Origin of the sequence: Leptospira fainei serovar Hurstbridge str. BUT 6 (genome assembly GCF_000306235.2) — a bacterium.
GTDB lineage: Bacteria > Spirochaetota > Leptospiria > Leptospirales > Leptospiraceae > Leptospira_B > Leptospira_B fainei.
In genome coordinates this window covers 1136233-1155738 of record NZ_AKWZ02000010.1, presented here as the reverse complement: position 1 = coordinate 1155738, position 19506 = coordinate 1136233, and the positions used below count along the sequence as shown (strand labels likewise).

General features: G+C 42.6%; 15 protein-coding genes. 8 read left to right on the top strand and 7 right to left on the bottom strand.

Going from position 1 to position 19506, the window contains the following annotated elements:
- Positions 1-4: 4 nt before the first annotated feature.
- Positions 5-979: a lysophospholipid acyltransferase family protein gene (locus tag LEP1GSC058_RS14565; RefSeq protein WP_016550351.1), complete on the bottom strand. Its 975-nt coding sequence runs from the start codon at positions 977-979 to the stop codon at positions 5-7.
- Between the two features lie 215 nt (positions 980-1194).
- Between LEP1GSC058_RS14565 and LEP1GSC058_RS14560 the strand changes: the two genes are divergently transcribed.
- From LEP1GSC058_RS14560 to LEP1GSC058_RS14535, 6 genes are all read left to right on the top strand, one after another.
- A complete protein-coding gene (locus LEP1GSC058_RS14560) occupies positions 1195-2370 on the top strand; it encodes a lipocalin-like domain-containing protein (RefSeq protein ID WP_016549543.1) in 1176 nt (391 codons plus the stop codon).
- Positions 2371-2476: 106 nt separating this feature from the next.
- Complete coding sequence (locus LEP1GSC058_RS14555; protein WP_016550661.1) at positions 2477-3490, top strand: ABC transporter permease subunit; 1014 nt, start codon at positions 2477-2479, stop codon at positions 3488-3490.
- On the top strand, positions 3487-4524 hold the full coding sequence (locus LEP1GSC058_RS14550) for an ABC transporter permease subunit (RefSeq protein WP_016550074.1): 1038 nt from the start codon (positions 3487-3489) through the stop codon (positions 4522-4524). Before LEP1GSC058_RS14555 ends, LEP1GSC058_RS14550 begins: the two co-directional genes overlap by 4 nt.
- Positions 4521-5516, top strand: a complete 996-nt coding sequence (locus LEP1GSC058_RS14545) for an ABC transporter ATP-binding protein (protein WP_016550390.1) — start codon at positions 4521-4523, stop codon at positions 5514-5516. The genes LEP1GSC058_RS14550 and LEP1GSC058_RS14545 overlap by 4 nt, the downstream gene beginning before the upstream one ends.
- Positions 5513-6478, top strand: a complete 966-nt coding sequence (locus tag LEP1GSC058_RS14540) for an ABC transporter ATP-binding protein (RefSeq protein ID WP_016549623.1) — start codon at positions 5513-5515, stop codon at positions 6476-6478. Before LEP1GSC058_RS14545 ends, LEP1GSC058_RS14540 begins: the two co-directional genes overlap by 4 nt.
- A gap of 1 nt (position 6479) precedes the next feature.
- A complete protein-coding gene (locus LEP1GSC058_RS14535) occupies positions 6480-8534 on the top strand; it encodes an AsmA family protein (protein WP_016550462.1) in 2055 nt (684 codons plus the stop codon).
- A gap of 7 nt (positions 8535-8541) precedes the next feature.
- Here the strand turns inward: LEP1GSC058_RS14535 and LEP1GSC058_RS14530 are convergent, their stop codons facing one another.
- From LEP1GSC058_RS14530 to LEP1GSC058_RS14520, 3 genes are all read right to left on the bottom strand, one after another.
- Positions 8542-10512 (bottom strand): LTA synthase family protein, encoded by a 1971-nt coding sequence (locus LEP1GSC058_RS14530; RefSeq protein ID WP_016549678.1) that lies wholly within the window; start codon positions 10510-10512, stop codon positions 8542-8544.
- 137 nt (positions 10513-10649) lie between these two features.
- Positions 10650-12572: a MutS-related protein gene (locus LEP1GSC058_RS14525; RefSeq protein WP_016550227.1), complete on the bottom strand. Its 1923-nt coding sequence runs from the start codon at positions 12570-12572 to the stop codon at positions 10650-10652.
- Positions 12569-12802, bottom strand: coding sequence for a hypothetical protein (locus LEP1GSC058_RS14520; protein WP_016549513.1), 234 nt, complete (start codon positions 12800-12802; stop codon positions 12569-12571). The genes LEP1GSC058_RS14525 and LEP1GSC058_RS14520 overlap by 4 nt, the downstream gene beginning before the upstream one ends.
- A gap of 155 nt (positions 12803-12957) precedes the next feature.
- On the opposite strand from LEP1GSC058_RS14520, the gene LEP1GSC058_RS14515 reads away from it, so the two are divergent.
- Positions 12958-13164: a hypothetical protein gene (locus LEP1GSC058_RS14515; RefSeq protein WP_039948412.1), complete on the top strand. Its 207-nt coding sequence runs from the start codon at positions 12958-12960 to the stop codon at positions 13162-13164.
- A 73-nt stretch (positions 13165-13237) separates the two neighbouring features.
- Here the strand turns inward: LEP1GSC058_RS14515 and LEP1GSC058_RS14510 are convergent, their stop codons facing one another.
- A complete protein-coding gene (locus LEP1GSC058_RS14510) occupies positions 13238-14860 on the bottom strand; it encodes a caspase family protein (protein WP_016549700.1) in 1623 nt (540 codons plus the stop codon).
- Between the two features lie 219 nt (positions 14861-15079).
- Here LEP1GSC058_RS14510 and LEP1GSC058_RS14505 point away from each other — a divergent pair, with 219 nt between their 5' ends.
- A complete protein-coding gene (locus LEP1GSC058_RS14505; RefSeq protein WP_016550592.1) occupies positions 15080-15451 on the top strand; it encodes a DoxX family protein in 372 nt (123 codons plus the stop codon).
- 53 nt (positions 15452-15504) lie between these two features.
- Here LEP1GSC058_RS14505 and ilvC read toward each other — a convergent pair whose 3' ends face one another.
- Together ilvC and LEP1GSC058_RS14495 are read right to left on the bottom strand one after the other, a co-directional pair.
- Complete coding sequence (ilvC, locus tag LEP1GSC058_RS14500; protein WP_016549767.1) at positions 15505-16506, bottom strand: ketol-acid reductoisomerase; 1002 nt, start codon at positions 16504-16506, stop codon at positions 15505-15507.
- Positions 16507-16715: 209 nt separating this feature from the next.
- Positions 16716-19493 carry a SpoIIE family protein phosphatase gene (locus LEP1GSC058_RS14495; RefSeq protein WP_016549567.1) on the bottom strand — a complete coding sequence of 926 codons (2778 nt, stop codon included), beginning with the start codon at positions 19491-19493 and terminating at the stop codon, positions 16716-16718.
- Positions 19494-19506: the final 13 nt, after the last annotated feature.

The window sequence follows — 19506 nt, the reverse complement described above, 5'->3', positions numbered from 1 at the left end:
CGGTTTAGCTCTGGAATGGAAGTTGAAAGGCATCCCAAAAAAGTTTTAGCTCTCTCTCGTTTTCAGGTTTCGTATGCCAGCGCCTGTGCAACCAAAAATAATCGGCCGGGTGTTCGTTAACTTCCGCTTCAAGACGTTTAACCCACTTATAAGTGAACTCTCTTTCCCATTTTTCAGGATCTTTCCTTGGATCGGATTGCGGTCGTTGAAATTCTTCAACATAAAAGTATAATTTACCTGCGTCGTCGTACCAACTACTGCAAAATAGAATCGGAGCATCGGTCATTCTTGCGAACGTCGCAGGTCCAAGAAAAGTAGAAGCGAACTTTCCTAAAAATGGAAAGAAAGTTCCGTTCTTTCCCGCATCTTGGTCGGAAATAAATGCGACTAATTTTCCTTGTTTAAGAAGGCTTAATGCTTTTCGCGGACTTTCATCCGTGTACACGAGTTTGATTCCTTGAGTAGCACGATTGCGTTCAATCCAAGCGTTCGACCAAGGGTTACTTTGTCGTTTAGCAAAAACGTAAAGGTCGTTTTTAGGAGCGGAATAGCAGGCGGAGACTCCCATCGTTTCCCAATTTCCAAGATGTCCCAAAACCAGGATGCCTCCTTTAGCAAAAAGACGGGCATGAGTTTCCGGGTCAGGTAAAAGCGTTACCCATTCCTTTAGAAACTCACTGTTCATGCGGGGTTCTTCGCAAAATTCATTGGCCATATTTGCAAGATTTCGCAAGTTATGGGTAATCAATGTCCGCACTTCCAAGTCTGTCTTTGCGGGAAACGCCATTCGAATATGTCGTTCGATTCGATTTTTCGCGGAACCGGTAGCTTTTCCCAACAACAGAACTACCGAGAATAAAAGCTTGCCGCGGAGCTTATACGGAAAAAAAGAAAGGGATCCGACGAGCAATCTGGCAAAAGCATATTGAAGGAATTTTCTAACCTTTTTTCGCTCGCTTCTCGGTACGTTCTTAGACATAGACCAATTGAGTAGGTCGGAACCGCCCGAACAAGTAGAATTTGAACGCTTAGTCCGGCCAAATATACGCTTGAATTCGAACGAAAATTTTATTACTTTTTAATTAAAAGATCAAAAGCGGGCCGTTAAAAGTATTTTTACGATAGCGTGGATTTTACCCGTATTGCAAGTTTCCGTTAATTCCGAAACTAAAAATGCGGAAGTGGACAATAGAGATGTTTAACGGAAATAAAAAGTGCGGTATTCAAACGCTTTCCTGGAAGAGACGTAACGGGATTATCATTCGAATACGATTCGCATTACTAATAACAATCTTATTCTTCGCCCTTTCTTCGAATGCGGAAAACACGATCGCCTTCGCTCCGAATAAAACTCTGCAAGAAAGAACCGATGGCGGAAAACAGTTCAAATTCCCTCAAGATCATTTTTTTCACAACGGCTTTCGCGTTGAATGGTGTTATTTTGTCGGTATTCTAAGTACGGAAACCGGAAAAGAATTGGGGTATGAGCTTAGCTTCTTTCGCGCATTTTTCGGACCAAAGGTTTCCGTATTTCCTGTCCATTTTGCGATTTCCGATATAAACGAAAAAATTCATAAAACCGCGCAAAGTTTAGAACGGGAACTGGGGAATTTAGCCGGACAGGATAAGCGTTCCATTTGGAGCGGTGATTATCGAATGGAAATCCTCGGGCCGGCCGAATTTCGAATCACTGCTTTCCCTCGTCAAGAATCAGGATTCGGAATCGAACTAGAATTGAAGGGAAAGCCTGAAGGAATTCTTCTTCATGGAAATAAAGGAAAATCGATTAAGAGCCGAGTCCACCCGGAATTTTATTCGTACTATTATAGCATTCCTCGCCTGGATACCAAGGGGACTCTGTATTTGGACGGCAAAGAATACGTCGTGAAGTCCGGAAGCAGTTGGATGGATCACGAATGGAGTAGCCCTGAAGGAGCAGTCAACACGAGTAATCTTACGTCCAGGGAAAATGCATGGGATTGGATCTGCATACAACTCGATGACGGGTCCGATATCATGGCGTTTAATTTTCGCGGTAAGTCCGGCGAAACTTCCGAAACCTTCGGAACTGTCAGAAATCGGGATGGGAAAATTCGTTCGCTCGAAAAAGAAGGCGATCTTCGATTCCAACCCAAAAACAAAACCTGGAAAAGTCCTAAAACAGGAATTCCATACGCTTTAGAATGGACCCTCGAATCCGATCAACTCGCTCTGGAAATAAACCCCAAATTTGAAGACCAAGAATTCGATGCGAGAGAAACGTCCGGCCTGATTTATTGGGAAGGCGGAATCAGCGTAAAAGGTTTTAAGGATGGGAAGCCGGTATCAGGCAAGGGCTACCTCGAATTGAAAGGTGGACAGCGGAAGTAACGAAAGTAACGAAAACCGGTCGAAAAAATCTTTATTCCAAGGGACTATTTTAGAAAAATAGTTCGATGCTTGAAGATAAGATTGTTAACTCATCTAGATGACCAGTATGGGAAATTATTTTCTAAAAAGACTTTTTTTAATTCTCCCAACTTTATTAGGGATAACCTTTCTCGTCTTTATTCTTTCTCACCTCGCACCCGGTGGACCTCTTGAAACGGAAATCGCTAAAATTAGAGGCTACGCCAGCCTGCAGGGAGCGCAAGCAAACCAGATTAGTCAGGAAGAAGTCGACATCCTAAAAAGGCGTCTTCACTTGGACAAACCGATTCCGATAGCCTATTTTTTCTGGTTAAAAGATATTATCAGCCTCAACCTCGGAGAGTCACGGCTACACTCGAGGCCCGTTTCGGAACTTATTTCCGAGAAAATTCCCGTGTCTCTTACCTTCGGCCTTTCAGGTTTCTTTCTATCCTACATGATTTGTATCCCTTTAGGAATCGCGAAAGCGCTTCGTAGCGGAGAAGCATTTGATGCTGGAACAAGCATCTTAATTTTATTAGCATATTCGATTCCGGTTTTTGCGCTAGCCATGCTTTTACTTTACGTGTTCGCCTCGGGCGAGGTTTTTTCCTGGTTTCCGTTAGGTCATGAAGTTTCGGACGAATACGAATCTTTGGGATTTTTTGAACGAATTCAAGATCGATTGGAACATATGTTTCTTCCGGTTCTTTGTTATGTTTCAGGATCATTCGCAGTTCTAACCTTATTAATGAAAAACTCGCTACTGGATCAAATCTCGAAAGAATATGTACGGACGGCGATCGCTAAAGGAATGTCCTTTAAAGATGCGGTATTTAGGCACGCCTTTCGAAACAGTTTGATTCCGATCGCTACCGGTTTCGGATCGAATATCAGTTTAGTCTTGGCCGGATCCTTGATTATAGAGCTAGTATTTAACATAGATGGAATGGGGCTCCTGAGTTTTCAGGCAGTTACGGAAAGAGACACTGATTTGATGATGGGGTTGTTACTAATCCAAAGTTTACTCGCGTTATTCGGCAATATTCTTTCCGACATCTGTTATATTTGGATCGATCCAAGGATCAATTTCGAAGCATGAGCTCCCTTTTACAAAGACGATTTCAGAAATTCAAAGCCAATCCGCGCGCGTGGATATCTTTTTGGATTCTCTTAGTATCCTATGGACTTTCTTTATTTGCTCCCTTGTTAGCTAATAATCAACCCTGGATCGTATCATATTCGGGAAAAATTTATTTTCCAATTTTTGAATTTTATACGGATCAGACATTCGGAGGAAGTAATTTAACCGCTCCTAATTATAAGAAGCTGGCAAAGAGCGAAACTTTCGAACAAAACAAGAACTGGATTTTGTTTCCGCCAGTTCCATACGGCTATAACGAAGATAATCTCGAAAATTTAGAAATCGACGACTCGCCCCCTTCTTCGCCAGGAAGAAAGCATTGGTTAGGAACAGATGATCGAGGTCGAGACGTCTTTACGAGAATATTCTACGCCTATAGAAATTCAATGAGCTTCGGGCTAGTGCTGGTAGTAATGGAACTTCTTTTAGGAACCATAATCGGCGGAATCCAAGGATATTTCGGAAAGAGAACCGATATTATTCTCCAAAGAATCATAGAAATCTTATCCGCGATTCCATTCCTTTATCTAATCTTAATCATGGGATCGTTTTTCGGACGAGGGTTTCTAGTACTGTTGATCACCTACGCTGCGTTGAGTTGGATCGGAATTAGCGCCTATATGCGCGGTGAATTTTACAAACTTAAAACGCAGACATACGTCGATGCGGCACGTGCCTTAGGAGCAAGTTCGTGGAAAATTATGAAAAACCATATTCTTCCGAACGCGATTACCCCCCTTGTCACATTTTTACCCTTCACTCTGATCGGAGCGGTAGGCATCTTAAGCGCATTAGACTTCCTCGGATACGGAATTCCCGCACCGAACCCTTCCTGGGGAGAAATGATAGGACAAGGTAGAGAAAACCTACGTGCCTGGTGGCTAATTACCTTTCCGTCACTTGCACTCGCGTTAACGATTTTGCTTACTTCCTTTGTCGGTGAAGGTCTTAGAGATTCCTTCGATGCCAAGGAAAGGACGAAATACGAATGAACTCGAACGATATCATTCTATCCGTTTCTAACTTAAGTTTAGATCTTAGAACGCCAATCGGCTATGTTCCTTTATTGCAGAATCTTTCCTTTCAACTGGAAAAAGGAAAAGTTCTCGCACTCGTAGGAGAATCCGGCTGCGGAAAATCGATCTGCTCTTTAGCGCTGACGAAACTTCTACCTGTAGATCTATTTCGAGTAGCCGGAGGAGAGATCCTGTTTGAAGGCCGGGATCTATTGACACTTCCGTCTAAGAAACTCGAGAAAATTCGGGGTAAGGACATAGCGTACGTGTTTCAAGAACCCTTCTCTTCTTTGGATCCCTTGCAGAAGATAAAAGATCAAATGACCGAGGGTTATATAATTCATTCGATAGGTTCCAAAAAAGAAGCGGAGCAAAAAGCCGAATATTTACTTTCTTCTGTCGGAATCACGGACATCAAAATGAGAATGGAATCGTATCCACATCAGCTTAGCGGTGGAATCTTACAAAGAGTAAGTATAGCGATGGCTTTGATGTGCGATCCTAAACTACTTATCGCAGACGAACCTACATCCGCACTCGATGTCACGGTTCAGGCACAGCTTGTTGAATTATTGCTGAAATTGAAGGGAGAGTTCGGCCTTTCCGTGCTATTCATATCTCACGACTTTGGATTGGTAAGTCATATCGCGGACAAGATTTGCGTATTGTATGCAGGTAACGTATCCGAAATCGGCGAAACCGATTCGGTCATTGAATTTCCTGCGCATCCGTATACTCAGGATTTATTAAATTCGTTACCATCTCGATTTGTAACTACAGGCGCTTTTAAAACGATCGAAGGACGAGTTCCTTCGCCAGGTTCCTATCCTCCAGGCTGTCTTTACCAAAACCGCTGCCGCTCGGCCTTTCAACGATGCCGCGAATCAAAACCTGAACTTTATTCAACGAACCGTCCCGAACATCTATCTTCTTGTTTTCTCGTTTCCGATAAAGGAGCAAAGATATGAATCCTTTATTAGAAATACACGATTTAACGGTAGGTTTCGGGAAAGAGACTTTTTTCGGAAGAAAGAAGGCTAAATTACTAGCGGTCGAAAATGTTAGCCTCTTTCTCTTGGACGGAGAAACTCTCGGATTAGTGGGGGAGTCGGGCTGCGGAAAATCAACTCTCGGTCGAGCGATACTCAGGTTATTAAAACCGGATGAGGGGACAATTTCCTATAGAGACAAAGACATTCTTACTTTGTCGGAAAAGGAATTCTTGCCCTTTCGAAAAAAGATTCAAATCGTATTCCAAGATCCCTATTCCTCTCTCAACCCGAGAATGAACATTAAGGAAATATTAACTGAAGGATTGCTTCTGCATGAAAAAAGAAGCGACCAATCAGTCGAAGAAGCGGCTCGAACGATTCTAGAGAATGTTGGGCTGCCCACGGATATTTTGTACAGATATCCGCATGAATTTTCGGGCGGGCAGAGACAGAGAATTGCCATCGCACGGGCGCTCGTTTTAAGGCCTGAATTTATCGTTCTAGACGAAGCGGTTTCTGCGCTGGATGTTTCGACGCAAGCACAGGTGCTGTTGCTTCTTCAGGAGCTAAAAAAGGATTTTGGATTATCCTACTTATTTATCTCGCACGATCTTGGAATCGTTCGGGCAATATCGGATCGAATTGCGGTAATGTATTTGGGCCGCATTGTCGAAACCGGGCCGACGAACAAGGTTTTCGACGTCCCCTCGCATCCATATACGAGAGCGTTGTTCGGATCAATCTTCGATATCGAAAATAGGAAAGCGAAGAAAATTCCTCTAAAAGGCGAAGTCCCAAGTATCCTTAATAAACCGAAAGGTTGCCATTTTCATACTCGGTGCCCTATTGCTCAACCGGTTTGCGGCGAACAAACTCCGGAATGGAAAACGATTGCACAGGATCATAAAGCCCTATGTCATTTTCCGTTGGAGAAATGAGATGCGCTCCTGGGATGTCGTTTCCGATTATCTTGAAAAGAAACGAATAAGGATTCTTTTCGGCTTCTCGCTTGTAGTAATTTTATTTTTAGTTCTAGTTTACTTTCCCTTTTTACAGAGAAAAGAGTTTTATAAGGAATTTTTATTAAATCAAATCAGTCAGGCCACCGGATTAGATATCCAAGTCGCAGGTTCAGATTTAATAGTTTTTCCGTTTCCAGGTATAGAGCTAAATCAAGTTTCCATAAAAAAGAACAATGTACTTTTAGCCGTCAGTAATCGAATCGATTTGGATATTTCCTGGTTCGGTTTACTCCGTGGTGTGATAGAATTAAGGGATATTTCGGTCGAAGGCGGTTCCCTTTTTTTAGAAAGACGAAAAGACGGTTCTTTCGACTTACTAGAATATTTGAAAGAGGGGGATCAAAATCAGGATCAACGATCTAGCGTAAAACTTATCCCCGAAAATCTGACGACAAACTTAGGCCTATCCGCAAAGAATTTTGTCGGAATCGGGTTAAAGAACGTAGAAATAAATAATTTTACCCTGGAATACAAAGAAGATTCGCATAATCGAGAATACAAAGTTTACTTTTATAAATCGAGAAGCTCCGTTTCCTTTTACGGAAACGAGTTACAGTTTCTATTCAAAGGAAAGATCGATGAACAACCTATCGATTTACAAATAACGGCCGCACTCCAGAAATCGGCGACCGACTGGGATAAACTTCAATTCCAGGTCGTATTAAATTTAGAAGAACTTTCCCTGTCTCTACTCAGAGATTTGTTCTTTATTTTTCCTTCGGCGGATTTTTCAAAAACAACGATCACAGGAAGAATCGAAGCTTCTAAAGACGAGAACTCTTCCATCCGTTTTAAAGTTCGATCATTAGTGAAGGATCTGGCGTACAAAGGAGGCGCCCCTTTCGGAAAAATTAAGGCCGATGTAGATTTCGATCTAGATCCATTCGGACGCAAAATTTCCTTATCTTTCGTGGATGGATTATGGGAAGGAGTGGCAAAAGTTACCGGAACAGGTAGCGTAAATTGGAAAAATCGAACGGTCGGCCAATTCGATTTACATAGCGATTACGCGGATTATCATAATCTTATAAAGCTTTGCAAATTATTTCAAGTTCGCGACGATTTATTCGATCCAAAATCCCCGCCCGGAATTTTTTATTTTAACGCAGATTTGAATAATCTCTTTGCATTCAAACATAGGTTTTTATCCGTTAAGGGAGAAGCCAAATACGTTTATCCTATGATAGCCATACCTAGCTTTCACGCATTTATATATAACGGTGAAATTGTCGGTAAGGCCAAAATATTTCCGTTTATCCCTAAGATCGAAGTTGAAGGCGAAGCGTTTCGACTCCAATCAGACAGAATCTTATTACCCTATCTTTCCGAAAAAATTATCAGCGGAGAACTTTATAGTAGATTTTTTCTCGAAACCTCCATTCGCGATCGATCTAAAGACACTCTTACCGAACTTTTCGCAAATATGACCGGCTCGGGAAATTTGGAAATTAGAAACGGAGAGTTAATCGGATACGCGAATTTCATGATTCCTGTGCTTAATACGCTCGGAAAAATCATCAGTTTTAAAGGAGTCGATGGAAGAAAATTCCAGTTTTCCGATTTGAAGTCCGATTTAAGAGTCAGGAATAACAAACTTTTCTTTCCTAACCTATCTATCGAAGGAAGCGGAATGGAAGTCGATGGAAACGGAAATTTGGGATTTGATAAACGAATCGATATGATCCTGTACCTTCGCTTAGGCGGTAAGGTAGTCGGACAGGCCGCGAAAATACCCATTCTCTATAAAGGAATTTTTGGAAAAGGAATTCCTTATATCGATCCAATTTGGTTGGGTTCGGTCTATGCAGGTTCCATCTTATTAGGACCTTATCTTCTACCGTTAGGCGGTCCTTATGGCGGAGGCGTCGCCGGTTCCGTAATCGGAGAATACGTTCGCGACTTGTGGGACGGGGTTAACGGTCTATTCGGCGGATCCGACGAGGATTCTTCGAAAAAGCCCAAAGGTAAATAGCCCTTTTTTAAAACGTCCGCTTCTTGAGTTGCTCCTCGGATGGGAAAATCAAATTTTGATTTAACAGTTCGTGTCCCAAATTTAAGAATGCTCTTCCTTTCAAAAAATGAGAGTCGCAGATTTCAGGTTTGGTTTCGCAAATCGAGGAAAAAACGCGAGGTGAATTCACCGTATATTTTAGATTTCTATTTCCATCCACAAAATGCGTATAAAAAAGATCACTCTCTATCCAACCGAACAGATTACCGTAAGCGAAGTATGCGGAGGCGGAATGCTTGGTAGAAAGCAAATCTCTTCCCATAGCGGAAAAATACGCTTCTTTTCCGACTAAACCCAATATAGTCGGTATAACATCCAATTGCGAAGCATATTTATCATCGATACCAGGTCGAATTCTGTCGGGAGCGTATATTAAAAAAGGAATATTACGATCTTCGTAATAATCCAAATATCTATGATGCGTATGATCCGCTACGAAAATGAAAATCGTGTTCTTAAAGTATCCGGATTTTCTCGCACGGGAAATAAAATCCTGAATTGCCCAATCGGCATAATGATAAACGTTTAGATATTCGAAATCTTGAACTGAAGAATCGAAAATTCGAAATCTTCCGGCGGGAGGTCGATACGGATAGTGGGTTGAAAGAGTGAGAGAAACCCCTAGAAAAGGTTTTTTCGATGCGGAAATTTTTTCATGCAGAACTTGCAGTACATCGGCGTCATCATATCCCCACGCCCCCAATTGAAAACGATTCATTCGGGATATTTCTTTCTCACCGATGACAGTATCGAATCCCCAATGAGGTATTAACGTTGCTTTATTATCAAAGCTTAAATCACCTCCGGTAACAAAGAACGTATCGTAGCCGAGTTTCTTAAAGATATTTCCGATTCCGGAAAAATTACCCAAAACTTGGTGAGTTCTTACTACCGTAAGTCCCGGCCTGTCGGATATGCCGGTTAATACCGACAGCATTCCGTTTGTAGTTCTACCACCCGAAGCAAAGAAACGAGTGTAAAATCTCCCTTCTCTTAAAAGTCGATTGAAATTAGGGGTAAGTTCCTTTCCGGCGATTTTGCCGTCGGAGATAGGATTGATGAATTTTCCGGTCCAATTCTCTAAAAGAATCAATACGATATTGGGCGGCGCCCCGAAATTCGTCTGGTTTTGCTTTCTTAAAAGTGGAAATTTTTTACTGACAAATTGCGTCCCCGGATAACTAATCTCGGCCTGAACGACAGCAACTGCCTGGTCCATATCTAAGGCTAGATAATTCGGGATTGATTGGCTTTTTAAGTCCATGATGGAAGTAAAAATACCGTTTAACGCGATATTATTAACGAAAGCGTGACTGGAAATAATAGCGTTACTAGCTCTCAGAGGAGTTTCTTGAATACCTCCTCGAATTGCTACTATCGAAATAACTAATAAAATTCCGAATTGGATCGATTCTTTCTTCCAATTCCCCGCTTCATATCTGTAAGGATTATATTTCAAAAAGTAATAAGTCGATAGCGGTAGGAAAATTGAAAATAAAACCAAGGCAGAGGCGATAAAAGTCGGGTTATCTTCGAAGGCGGATTTAAGAATCACTCCCAGATCTTTTCCGATAAAAACGAATCCTTCGTAACCGATATGTTTATTGGCATTTTCAAAATAAATGATGTCCGCGATTAAATGCGAAATCATCCAGACGCTGATGAGAATCGGAGTGTATCCCCAAAAAAAGACGTAGTACTTGTAACGATTCAAATAGGGAATTGCGGACAATACCGCAAATGCTCCTAGGAGAATTCCGATTACCGAAAGATCGAATCGCAGGCCGACAAATAACGCAATGAGAACATCCTTGAATTCCACACCGTGTAAACGATAAGAATAAACCCACAAAAATGCGGCTTTGTAACAGATCAGAATTATGGCGAAAAAAAGAGCGTAACCACCTATTAATTTAAGATTCGAAGGCAAACGTTTCATCGACTATTTAGTATGAGATCAAGCCTAATTGGCTGGAGCAACCCAAAAACGATTTCAGAGAAATTCGACGGTCAATCGTGACTATCGTGATAATGGTATTTTTAGGCTGCAGTCGGTAGACTAAATTCCAAAAAGCATTAATTGAAATCTAAATCTAATCCTTCTAATTTTAAGACTTCCAAAGCATTGCTAGATTGAACGATTCCAGGACGAATTCGATAATCGAAACTCATTTTACCGTCTTTAATTTCCTCGCGGAAATGACGCAATACAAGTCCGTTCAAGCTGGCTAACTCTAGGTCATGCGTCGTCACGATACCGAATACTCCGGAGCTTTTTAGACGCTTGAGAATCCCTTTACAGGCTAGAGTTCTTTCTCGAGAATTGGTTCCTTTTAAGATTTCATCCAATAGAACCAAATGTTCCGATTTTGAATCCGAAACTTCGGTTAAAATTTTTGCCAATCTTCTCACTTCCGCATAAAAGAAAGAAATCCCTTCATCTACCGAGTCCTCATTGCGGATACTGGAGTGAACTTTTAAAATCGGAGTGGCAAAGAAGGATGCAGGAACAGGCGCACCAGCCATGGATAAAATTCCGCATATGCCAACGGAACGTAAATAGGTCGTTTTTCCCGACATATTGGAGCCGGTTAAAAGCAATAAATCTCCCGGTGCAACAGCTTCCAAATTATTCGGAATTCTCTTTTCAGCGTGAATCAACGGATGCACTAAATCCTGCGCTTCTATTTTTCTTCCATCTGATTCTCTTAATATGACGGGATAAGTAAAGGTAGGCTCGATCCATTGCAAGTTAGCGAGAGGCAGTAAGGAATCCAATTCACAAAGTTCTTCGAATGCGGGGAGAATTTTTTTTCCCCAATCTTCCCACCATTTATCGTAGCGTTTCCAAAACCATAGATCGAATAGAAAAAGAAAATTTAGGACGCTATGCGGTAAAGGCGCTTGCGAGTATGAAGCTCTGTCTGCGATTTTTTGAAGTTCTTTCCAGCATCGAACAAATTCCGTATCGGTCCAATCCGTTAGAAATCTTTGTCCGGAAGCCCCCATTACTTTTGATCGTAAAACGTATCTTAATAACTTCCCTAATTCGGGTAATGTTTCCGCTTGTTGAGCCAAAGGAGAGATCAGCTCTAAGGAGGAATTTCTATAAATTCCGAAGAGACCCAAGTTTAATAGGAAAAAACCGAAGCCCCAGGTTTTCCCGAAAAAAAGCCCGATAAGAACGGCAAACCATACGAATGCGATCCAAAAGGAGAAGATAGTACGAACCAAGCCTCCTTGAGATTCAAATCCCTTTTTCCAAAATACTTTCGGTTCGTCTTTGAATATACCTGACGGAGGTAAAACTCCCTCCGGAACTTGTCTTTTTTTATCGTAGCGTAGTATCGAAGGAATGTAGGATGGAAGAACTTCTTCTTTAACTTCTGCGGCCGTCGGGATAGAGGCTTCGTACAATCCGAATTGGCGCAAAATCTTCTGCAATACTTCGGGCCGTTCGGAAAGAGCGGAAACGCTAGCCTGTCTCTCACGAACGGTCGACGTTAGATCCGGATTTAAAAAGTATCCCAGAAATTTGGAGTAACCGGCCATGGTGGAAGTCGTATCGACCCGGGCAAAAATACCTTTCTCACCGAGAAAGTCCAAATCTTTGGTCCAGGAAGGTAGATCCCGTTCCATTGAAATTTCCCGGTATATCTCCCGTTTCAATTTCGGATAACCATCCGCGTTCAGAGACAATCTCGCTTTCTGATCGTCTAGAAACCCTCGCCAAACTTCCAGACGCTTTGACTTGTCCCTTCGCGCCTGATACGCGGCTAAAAGGCGATAAAAGGCCCAAAGAAAAAACAGGGATGGAACATAGTAAATTTCCGAAGAAACCCGAATCATATAAGCGGCGAAAATCCAGGTAAGAAAAGCGCCGAACGCGAGGAGTCTTAACGAAGATAGAAGGCGTAATTTTTTTTCTTCACGCAGGAGAAGGAGAGAGATGCGGGAAATTCTCCGTTCGACGGAAAACCTCCGAGAGGAAATGTTCATATTGCTGCGGAAACGTTCTCGTAGTTTTCCGATTCTCGACGATATAATTCGTGGTCCAGTAGCCTAACCAATGAGCCGAGATCGTTCATGACCCATCTAGAGACGATTCGGCCCCTGTCTTTACCGCGGAATTTATCCACGTAGACATAGCCGAATAGATCCGTGCCGTACTCGTAAACGACGTACCTACCCGACCTCCGGCCCGTTCGATTTTCCAGACGAATCAGCATTTTAACCGTTTTTACCTAGTACTTTCTTATCGTACAAGAAAAAAAAACCTCAAGTATTTTGCGAATGCCCCGAAGTATAGTTTGGGAGAAGGCTTCCTTTCCAAGGATGGAAAAACGGACCTTCTTTCTTCATCCTCGTCGCACGGAGGCGATTTATGATGTATTCGGAAATGGATCCGGATCTCCGGAGTTCCTTTACCAAAATAGGTAAGACTTTCGCCAATCTAACCAACGATACGGCCTTGCCAGCGTACGGCTTAAAAGCCGGTAGCTTATTGGATACAAAGCAGCTAAAAAAGCTAGTCGAAATTCGAAAGCGAAGAATAAATTCCAAGCAGTGGCAGCGATTCCAGAAAGATTAAACGCCTGCCCAATAATTGAAAAGCCTTCCTTTCGGAAGCCGTTTCAATATTTATAGAGTGAAAGTCTCCGAAATCAATATTTGGTTTTAGTCGAAGGCAGCTTGACGTTTAGAATAACATCGACTGCAGTTACCTCGCCTTCTTTAACGACTAAATTCGAATTGTTTAAATTCAGATCCTCCGCAAAGGAAGCCTTAATTTCATATTCGCCCGGCTTGAGATTCGTGAACCAAAAGTTTCCGTTTTGGTCGGTATTGAGTTTCTGAATTCCCGAAACGCTCGAAATCGTCGGCATATAAATCGGTTGGTTCAAAACCGGATTATCCAAGGTCTGGTAGAATACCTTACCTCGAATCGCCCCAAACCCCGTCATCGAAGCGATTACTTCCAATTCGTTCTTCTTATTTGGAATCACAGCCTGAGTCTTCTGCACTTCAGGGTAATCATCCGCTTGAATAGTCACTTTGTGAACTCCCGCAGGAAGATCTTTCAAAGTGAGAGTGTAAATCGATCCGGAAACCAATTTACCCATCTTCTTAACGGCACCCCAATACGCGGATGACTCAGTACTGATTTTGGTTTCGTATTCCTTATCATCGATCAAAACTTTAACGGCGCGGTTCCCCTGTCTTTTTTTACCGGTCGATAATCGCACGTCCGGCGGAAGATCGGAAAGTCCATAGGCTCTGTCTTGTATGATCGTAGTTTTAATTACGAGATCTCCTTTTAAATTCGTCGGAACAACCGGAGGCTCTTGCGGAGTGACGACCGGCACTACCGGATCGACTTTAGGAGGATCAATGTCGGGAGTCGGAGTCGGTGTTACCGGCGGCTTCGTAGGCTCGACGGCCGGAGGCGGTTCCGGCTTCTTTTCACCTGCGAGGAAAATACCGGACGCATTCCCCGAGACTTGAGGAACCTGATCATGATCGAATTTCTTAGCCATCGCAACAGTATCGTCTCTCGAAACGAAAAAAGCCTCTAGTGCAGTGACTACATTATCTTGGTTTAGATCGGCAGTCGAAAGGGCTTTCCCGAAAGTGTAAGTGAAGATCCCGTGGTTGATGTTCCCGCCGACTTCGATAGCTGTTTGGTTATCGTCGGCGGACGAGATGATCGCTTTATCCTGGAAATAAAAATCCTGAGGATCCTGACGAACTGTTCCATCGCTTCCCTGCGGAATCGGAACTGGTGAAGCGCCTCGAGTAGCTCTCCCTTTTTTGGCGATTCCGCCGGAGAAGCAACAGTCAAAAACGAAAACCGTTTTCGGCGATTTAACATCGCTGAGATAATCATTCAGTTCGTCGTCGCTTAGATGAGGGCGATCGTAACATATGATATAGTTTCGCATTCCGTTCTTTGCGTTCGCATCCCTCTGAAACGCTCCATGGCCGGAGAAATACAGAAATACAGTATCGCTAGATTTTGCGCGGGAAGCTAGCGCTTTGATTTCTTTTTGAATATTATCCTTAGTTACGTCTTTTCCTAGGACAATTCTAATATCATCGAACTTTCCTACGCGCTTGATTTCGTCATGTAGGTATTTTGCGTCGGCTTCACAAAGGTTTAATTCGGGTATGCCCGCCTTATTTCCTTTATAATTAGAGCCGAAAATGAGACCGAACCTTCTCTGTGCAAATACATCCGTAGAAAACAGAAAAAGAGAGATTCCAATTACTGAAATTAAGGATTTCAATCCGAGCCTCCTGGCTTGAGTGGGTCTCAAAGTAGCAAAAACTAATGGTTTGTCATTATTTTTTTGCCTTAGATAGCCCCCTTTTATACTATCAAAATTACGGATAAAAGAGATTATTTTGAGGTATTTTTTCGCTTCCTTGGGTCAAATTCAATCCGTTCCCTTGAAATTCAATATAACCTCTAAATAATACGGCCGTCTAAATCCGAGAATTAAAATATGAAAACGACTCTTCTCTATATCATGGCATTCTTTTATATTATGGCCGGTTCGTTTCATTTTATAAACCCGGCCTTTTATCTAAAAATGATGCCTCCTTATATCCCGTTTCATTCGGAAGTAATCGTTATCAGCGGTATCGTCGAAATTCTTTTAGGATTACTCTTAATCCCTAAACTCACTCGCAAATCGGCTGCATGGGGAATCATCCTTTTACTGATAGCGGTATATCCCGCAAATATTCAGATGTTTTTGGACGCATGGAAGTCGGATAATCCTAAGTTAGGGGTCACGGTCGTTCGCCTACCGTTTCAATTTTTATTTATTTGGGGAGCTTGGATTTATACGAGAAAGGAAAAGGATCAGTCCTAAATAAAAAAGGCCGGGGAAAATCCGGCCTTTCATCTAAGTTCATTCGGGAAAAATTATTTTCCGAGCCACTTCATCATGCTGCGTAATTTCTTTCCAACAGCCTCGATAGGGTGACCTGCGTTCTTTTCTCGCATCTTATTGAATTCGGGATATCCAGCTTTAGTTTCGGCAATCCAGGCTTTTGCGAATTTAGCGCCTTTATCTTTTTGAATATCGTTCAATACGTCTTTCATGCGAGCTTTGACGCTTGCATCGATAATTCTCGGTCCGGAAACATAATCTCCGTATTCGGCGGTTCCCGAAATGGAGTAGCGCATACGGGCTAAACCGCCTTCGTAAATCAAGTCGGTTATCAACTTAACTTCATGCAAGCATTCGAAGTATGCAATTTCGGGATCGTATCCGGCTTCGGTTAGAGTTTCAAAACCGGCCATGATCAGATTGGACAAACCGCCGCAAAGAACCACCTGTTCACCGAACAAATCGGTTTCCGTTTCTTCTCTGAAGGAAGTTTCCAAAATTCCCGCACGCCCTCCGCCTACGCCTGCAGCGTGCGCTAATGCGCGTTTCTTCGCATCTCCGGTCGCATCTTGATTAACCGCAATTAGGCAAGGAACGCCGCCGCCTTCGACATAAACTCTGCGCACCAAATGTCCCGGGCCTTTTGGAGCAACCATGTAAACGTCTACATCTTTGGGAGGCTGTATAAATTCGTAATGAATATTAAATCCGTGAGAGAAGACGAGAGCATCTCCTTTCTTTAGATTAGGTTCGATGTCGGCTTTATAAATATCGGCTTGAATTTCATCGGGAGCCAGGATTTGAATGATGTCCGCTTTTTTTGCGGCTTCAGCAACTGAATAAACTTCAAAACCCGCTTCTTGCGCGTCTTTCTTAGACTTGGACCCTTCTTTTAGTCCGATGATCACTTTCAGGCCCGAATCTTTCATGTTCTGGGCTTGAGCGTGCCCTTGACTTCCGTAACCTATTACGGCGATTGTCTTTCCTTTAAGAACGGAAATATCAGTGTCCTGATCGTAGTATAAATTGGCCATTCTATGGTACCTCGAATCTACCTTAAGATCCTCTAGAAAAAGCCCGTTTTGTATCGAATGAGACGAAATTCTCCGAACTTCTTCGCGCGATCGCGCCATGCCGGAGCATAATGGGCTTCCGCCCTGAGGACAACGAGTCGAACCTGCGTCCCTAGAGGGTCCTTTTGACAGCACATTGCAAAAAGGCCCATTCCACAACCTAAAATTCCTCAGTAGCCTCTGGATTTAAGCAACTCATTCAATTTCTGCACGCCTGGACTTTCCTTATCTATTAGAAGCGCCGTTTCCAATATGGTCCGTGCTTCCTCCCACTTACCCAGCAACCGGTAGCTATCACTCAAGTTAACCAAATTAGCCAATCGATGCGGTTGGGATAACCGAACTTTTTCTGCCGCTCCGGCTGCGAGAAGATATTCCTTGAGATGCTTATAGCAAATAGAAAGCAAAAACCAAATATTCGGTGAGTCCGATTCGGACTCGAGATAAATTTTAAACCATTTAGCAGCCGCTTCATATTCCTTTTTATCATAATAAATTTGGCCGAGTAATCGAACTGCCTCTTTAAAAGAAGGCATTAATTTAATCGCCTCCTCTAAGAGAATTATCGCGGTCGAAATCTCATGTTGTAAAACCAAAGCTTTTGCTTCCGAAAATTTCCGAATCGCTAATTCCGGGTATAATTGCCTCGATTCAGATTCGACTGAAGCCGTCGACTCTTGGTAACCGATCCGAATCAAAGATAAATCGTCGGATAAGGCTCCTAATTTATGAATCTGATTCACTACGGCATCCAGGTCGCCCTTTGCCGTCTCGACCAATCGCAAAAATACGGTTTCGTCCTCGTTCATCGTCCATGAGTTGCCGTCGTGAGAAACATTGATGTCATCTCGCCCATCCGATCCGACGTATAATACGTCTCCGGCAGAGAGAGTACATTCTAAAATTCTAAAGCTCATCTCGGAAGGAGAACCCAATTTTCGAAGGGTCAACTCCTTTTCTAAGAAAGAAGCTTTACCGTCCCGATATAAGACGGTCCACGGATGCTCCGCATTGAAATAGAGCATCTTACCCGTCCTTTCATTAATTACGCCGAGAATCACCGATGCCATCATCACACCGTCGAAAGTACGAAATATATCGTCAAGTTCGCGATATGTGTCCGTAATCCATTCCTCGGGACTAGTATTCAAAATTCTTCCTTTGCTTGCGGACCGAGCCATGATATTATTCATCGCGGTACCGAGAACGATGGCTCCACCGGCTCCTTGCATGGATTTGCCCATTGCATCGCCGTTAATAAAAACGATCCAACGATCCTTATCGTTTCCGAATAATAAATTGCCGCTAATGCAAATATCTCCACCCAACTCGGATTCCTTATTTCTAAAGGTGAATTTCTTTTTTTGTTCAATGTAAAAATTCGTACTTACGATCTGCGACTTATTCCAATTCGTCATTAAGGGCCGACTCAAGAGTGAAGTAAGATAGTAATCTCCATCCTGCTGGACCTTTAAAGATTGAATCTCCTCCATCTTTTCGGTGACTTCTTTCGTTCGCAATTCTACCTTTTCCTCCAATGTATCGGCGTATTCCTCCAGCTTCGTTCTTCCTTCCAGAATGCTTTGAACCATATTATTAAAGGCATCGCTTAAATAACCGATTTCGTCCTGGACGAGCACCGGAATTTTCACGTAAAGATTACCTAAATTTACTTCGCCTACTCCTTTTATGAGAGTGTTCAAGGGTCTTACCAAACTTCGATTAAAGAAAATCGGAAACAGCGTAAGAATTACGATTACCAAAACTAATGTTAGAATCGCAGTCCACCGATTTGTCTCGTCTAGAAAGCTTCTATAATGCATGTACGGAAACACGACTTGGAAAATTCTTCCTTGTTGCGAGTCTTGAATATAATAGGAATAGAATAGATCATCCGGTTTCGAAACATATCGTTCCTGTCCTTCCGACGTTTTAGGAACATTTACGGTCGGAATTCTCTTTAGAAAACCGTCCGTTGCCTTGATTTTCGCAATTTCCGTTGCTGCCGCGTTAGGGTTCGGCTCATAGCCGTCCTTTGCTAATAGAACCTTGGGTTTCTTAGAGCCTTCCGAAATCGAAATCACATATGCGATCGCGGTTCCTTCTGCTCTTCCGGTGGAAACGAAGGAGAGCGCTTCCTTTAGGCTGATCTGATCGAATAACGATTCATTCCGTAAATTCAGGACCGTTGAAAATCCTTGTGCGAATACCAGGCTTGTTACCACCGTTATCCCGACAATCTTGGTCATAAAAGAGGTTTTATCTACGGTATTGTTTATAAAGACGATCGTCAGAGAAAAATATCCTAGTATCATGAATCCGACATACAATTGCTGGAATATGTGAAATTTAATATATCCTCCTCTTAATAGAAAGTTCGAGATGATCGGAACTAAATACGTTAACACCATGGCGACTGACATCTGAGTTAATGCTTTCTTTTCCTCCGCTTTACTTGTTATGATCTTTCGAACTTGAATGACGATCATGATCAATAAAAAGGCGATCATTATGAGAGCGAGCAAACTGCCTACGCTAGCCGGATAGGTATAGATCTGTCCTTGGAAATCGAAGATCGGCCTACTCGTTAAAATTTGATAATACGAGTAAGCGACGACGGACAACGCCAGAATAATCATTACGCTCAGGACAATCTTAGCCTCTTTTGGCCTATCATTTCGAGGATAAAGATATGAGAAGACACACAAGAATAAGGTTCCGAATGCTGCGCCGGGTCCGGTTAAGAGTCGATGGTAGGCCGCTTCAGGATAAGGAAAAAGAGCCGAAATCAAAAATCCAAAATTGATCAAAAAGACCCATAGAAATAATACCGAAAATGCGGCAGTATATTTGGCCTTATTCTTGAGAGTAGCGAGAAATGCAAAGATGGTGAAGGTGAATATGCAGCAAATGAGAGTGGAAATTGCCCAGGAATCAAAGTATAACATGGAGCAACGTTTC

What these genes read in the sequence shown, in the direction of transcription:
- LEP1GSC058_RS14565 (WP_016550351.1), bottom strand. Translation starts at nt 979, where the DNA reads ATGTCTAAGAACGTACCGAGAAGCGAGCGAAAAAAGGTTAGAAAATTC.
- LEP1GSC058_RS14560 (WP_016549543.1), top strand. Translation starts at nt 1,195, where the DNA reads ATGTTTAACGGAAATAAAAAGTGCGGTATTCAAACGCTTTCCTGGAAG.
- LEP1GSC058_RS14555 (WP_016550661.1), top strand. Translation starts at nt 2,477, where the DNA reads ATGGGAAATTATTTTCTAAAAAGACTTTTTTTAATTCTCCCAACTTTA.
- LEP1GSC058_RS14550 (WP_016550074.1), top strand. Translation starts at nt 3,487, where the DNA reads ATGAGCTCCCTTTTACAAAGACGATTTCAGAAATTCAAAGCCAATCCG.
- LEP1GSC058_RS14545 (WP_016550390.1), top strand. Translation starts at nt 4,521, where the DNA reads ATGAACTCGAACGATATCATTCTATCCGTTTCTAACTTAAGTTTAGAT.
- LEP1GSC058_RS14540 (WP_016549623.1), top strand. Translation starts at nt 5,513, where the DNA reads ATGAATCCTTTATTAGAAATACACGATTTAACGGTAGGTTTCGGGAAA.
- LEP1GSC058_RS14535 (WP_016550462.1), top strand. Translation starts at nt 6,480, where the DNA reads ATGCGCTCCTGGGATGTCGTTTCCGATTATCTTGAAAAGAAACGAATA.
- LEP1GSC058_RS14530 (WP_016549678.1), bottom strand. Translation starts at nt 10,512, where the DNA reads ATGAAACGTTTGCCTTCGAATCTTAAATTAATAGGTGGTTACGCTCTT.
- LEP1GSC058_RS14525 (WP_016550227.1), bottom strand. Translation starts at nt 12,572, where the DNA reads ATGAACATTTCCTCTCGGAGGTTTTCCGTCGAACGGAGAATTTCCCGC.
- LEP1GSC058_RS14520 (WP_016549513.1), bottom strand. Translation starts at nt 12,802, where the DNA reads ATGCTGATTCGTCTGGAAAATCGAACGGGCCGGAGGTCGGGTAGGTAC.
- LEP1GSC058_RS14515 (WP_039948412.1), top strand. Translation starts at nt 12,958, where the DNA reads ATGATGTATTCGGAAATGGATCCGGATCTCCGGAGTTCCTTTACCAAA.
- LEP1GSC058_RS14505 (WP_016550592.1), top strand. Translation starts at nt 15,080, where the DNA reads ATGAAAACGACTCTTCTCTATATCATGGCATTCTTTTATATTATGGCC.
- ilvC (WP_016549767.1), bottom strand. Translation starts at nt 16,506, where the DNA reads ATGGCCAATTTATACTACGATCAGGACACTGATATTTCCGTTCTTAAA.
- LEP1GSC058_RS14495 (WP_016549567.1), bottom strand. Translation starts at nt 19,493, where the DNA reads ATGTTATACTTTGATTCCTGGGCAATTTCCACTCTCATTTGCTGCATA.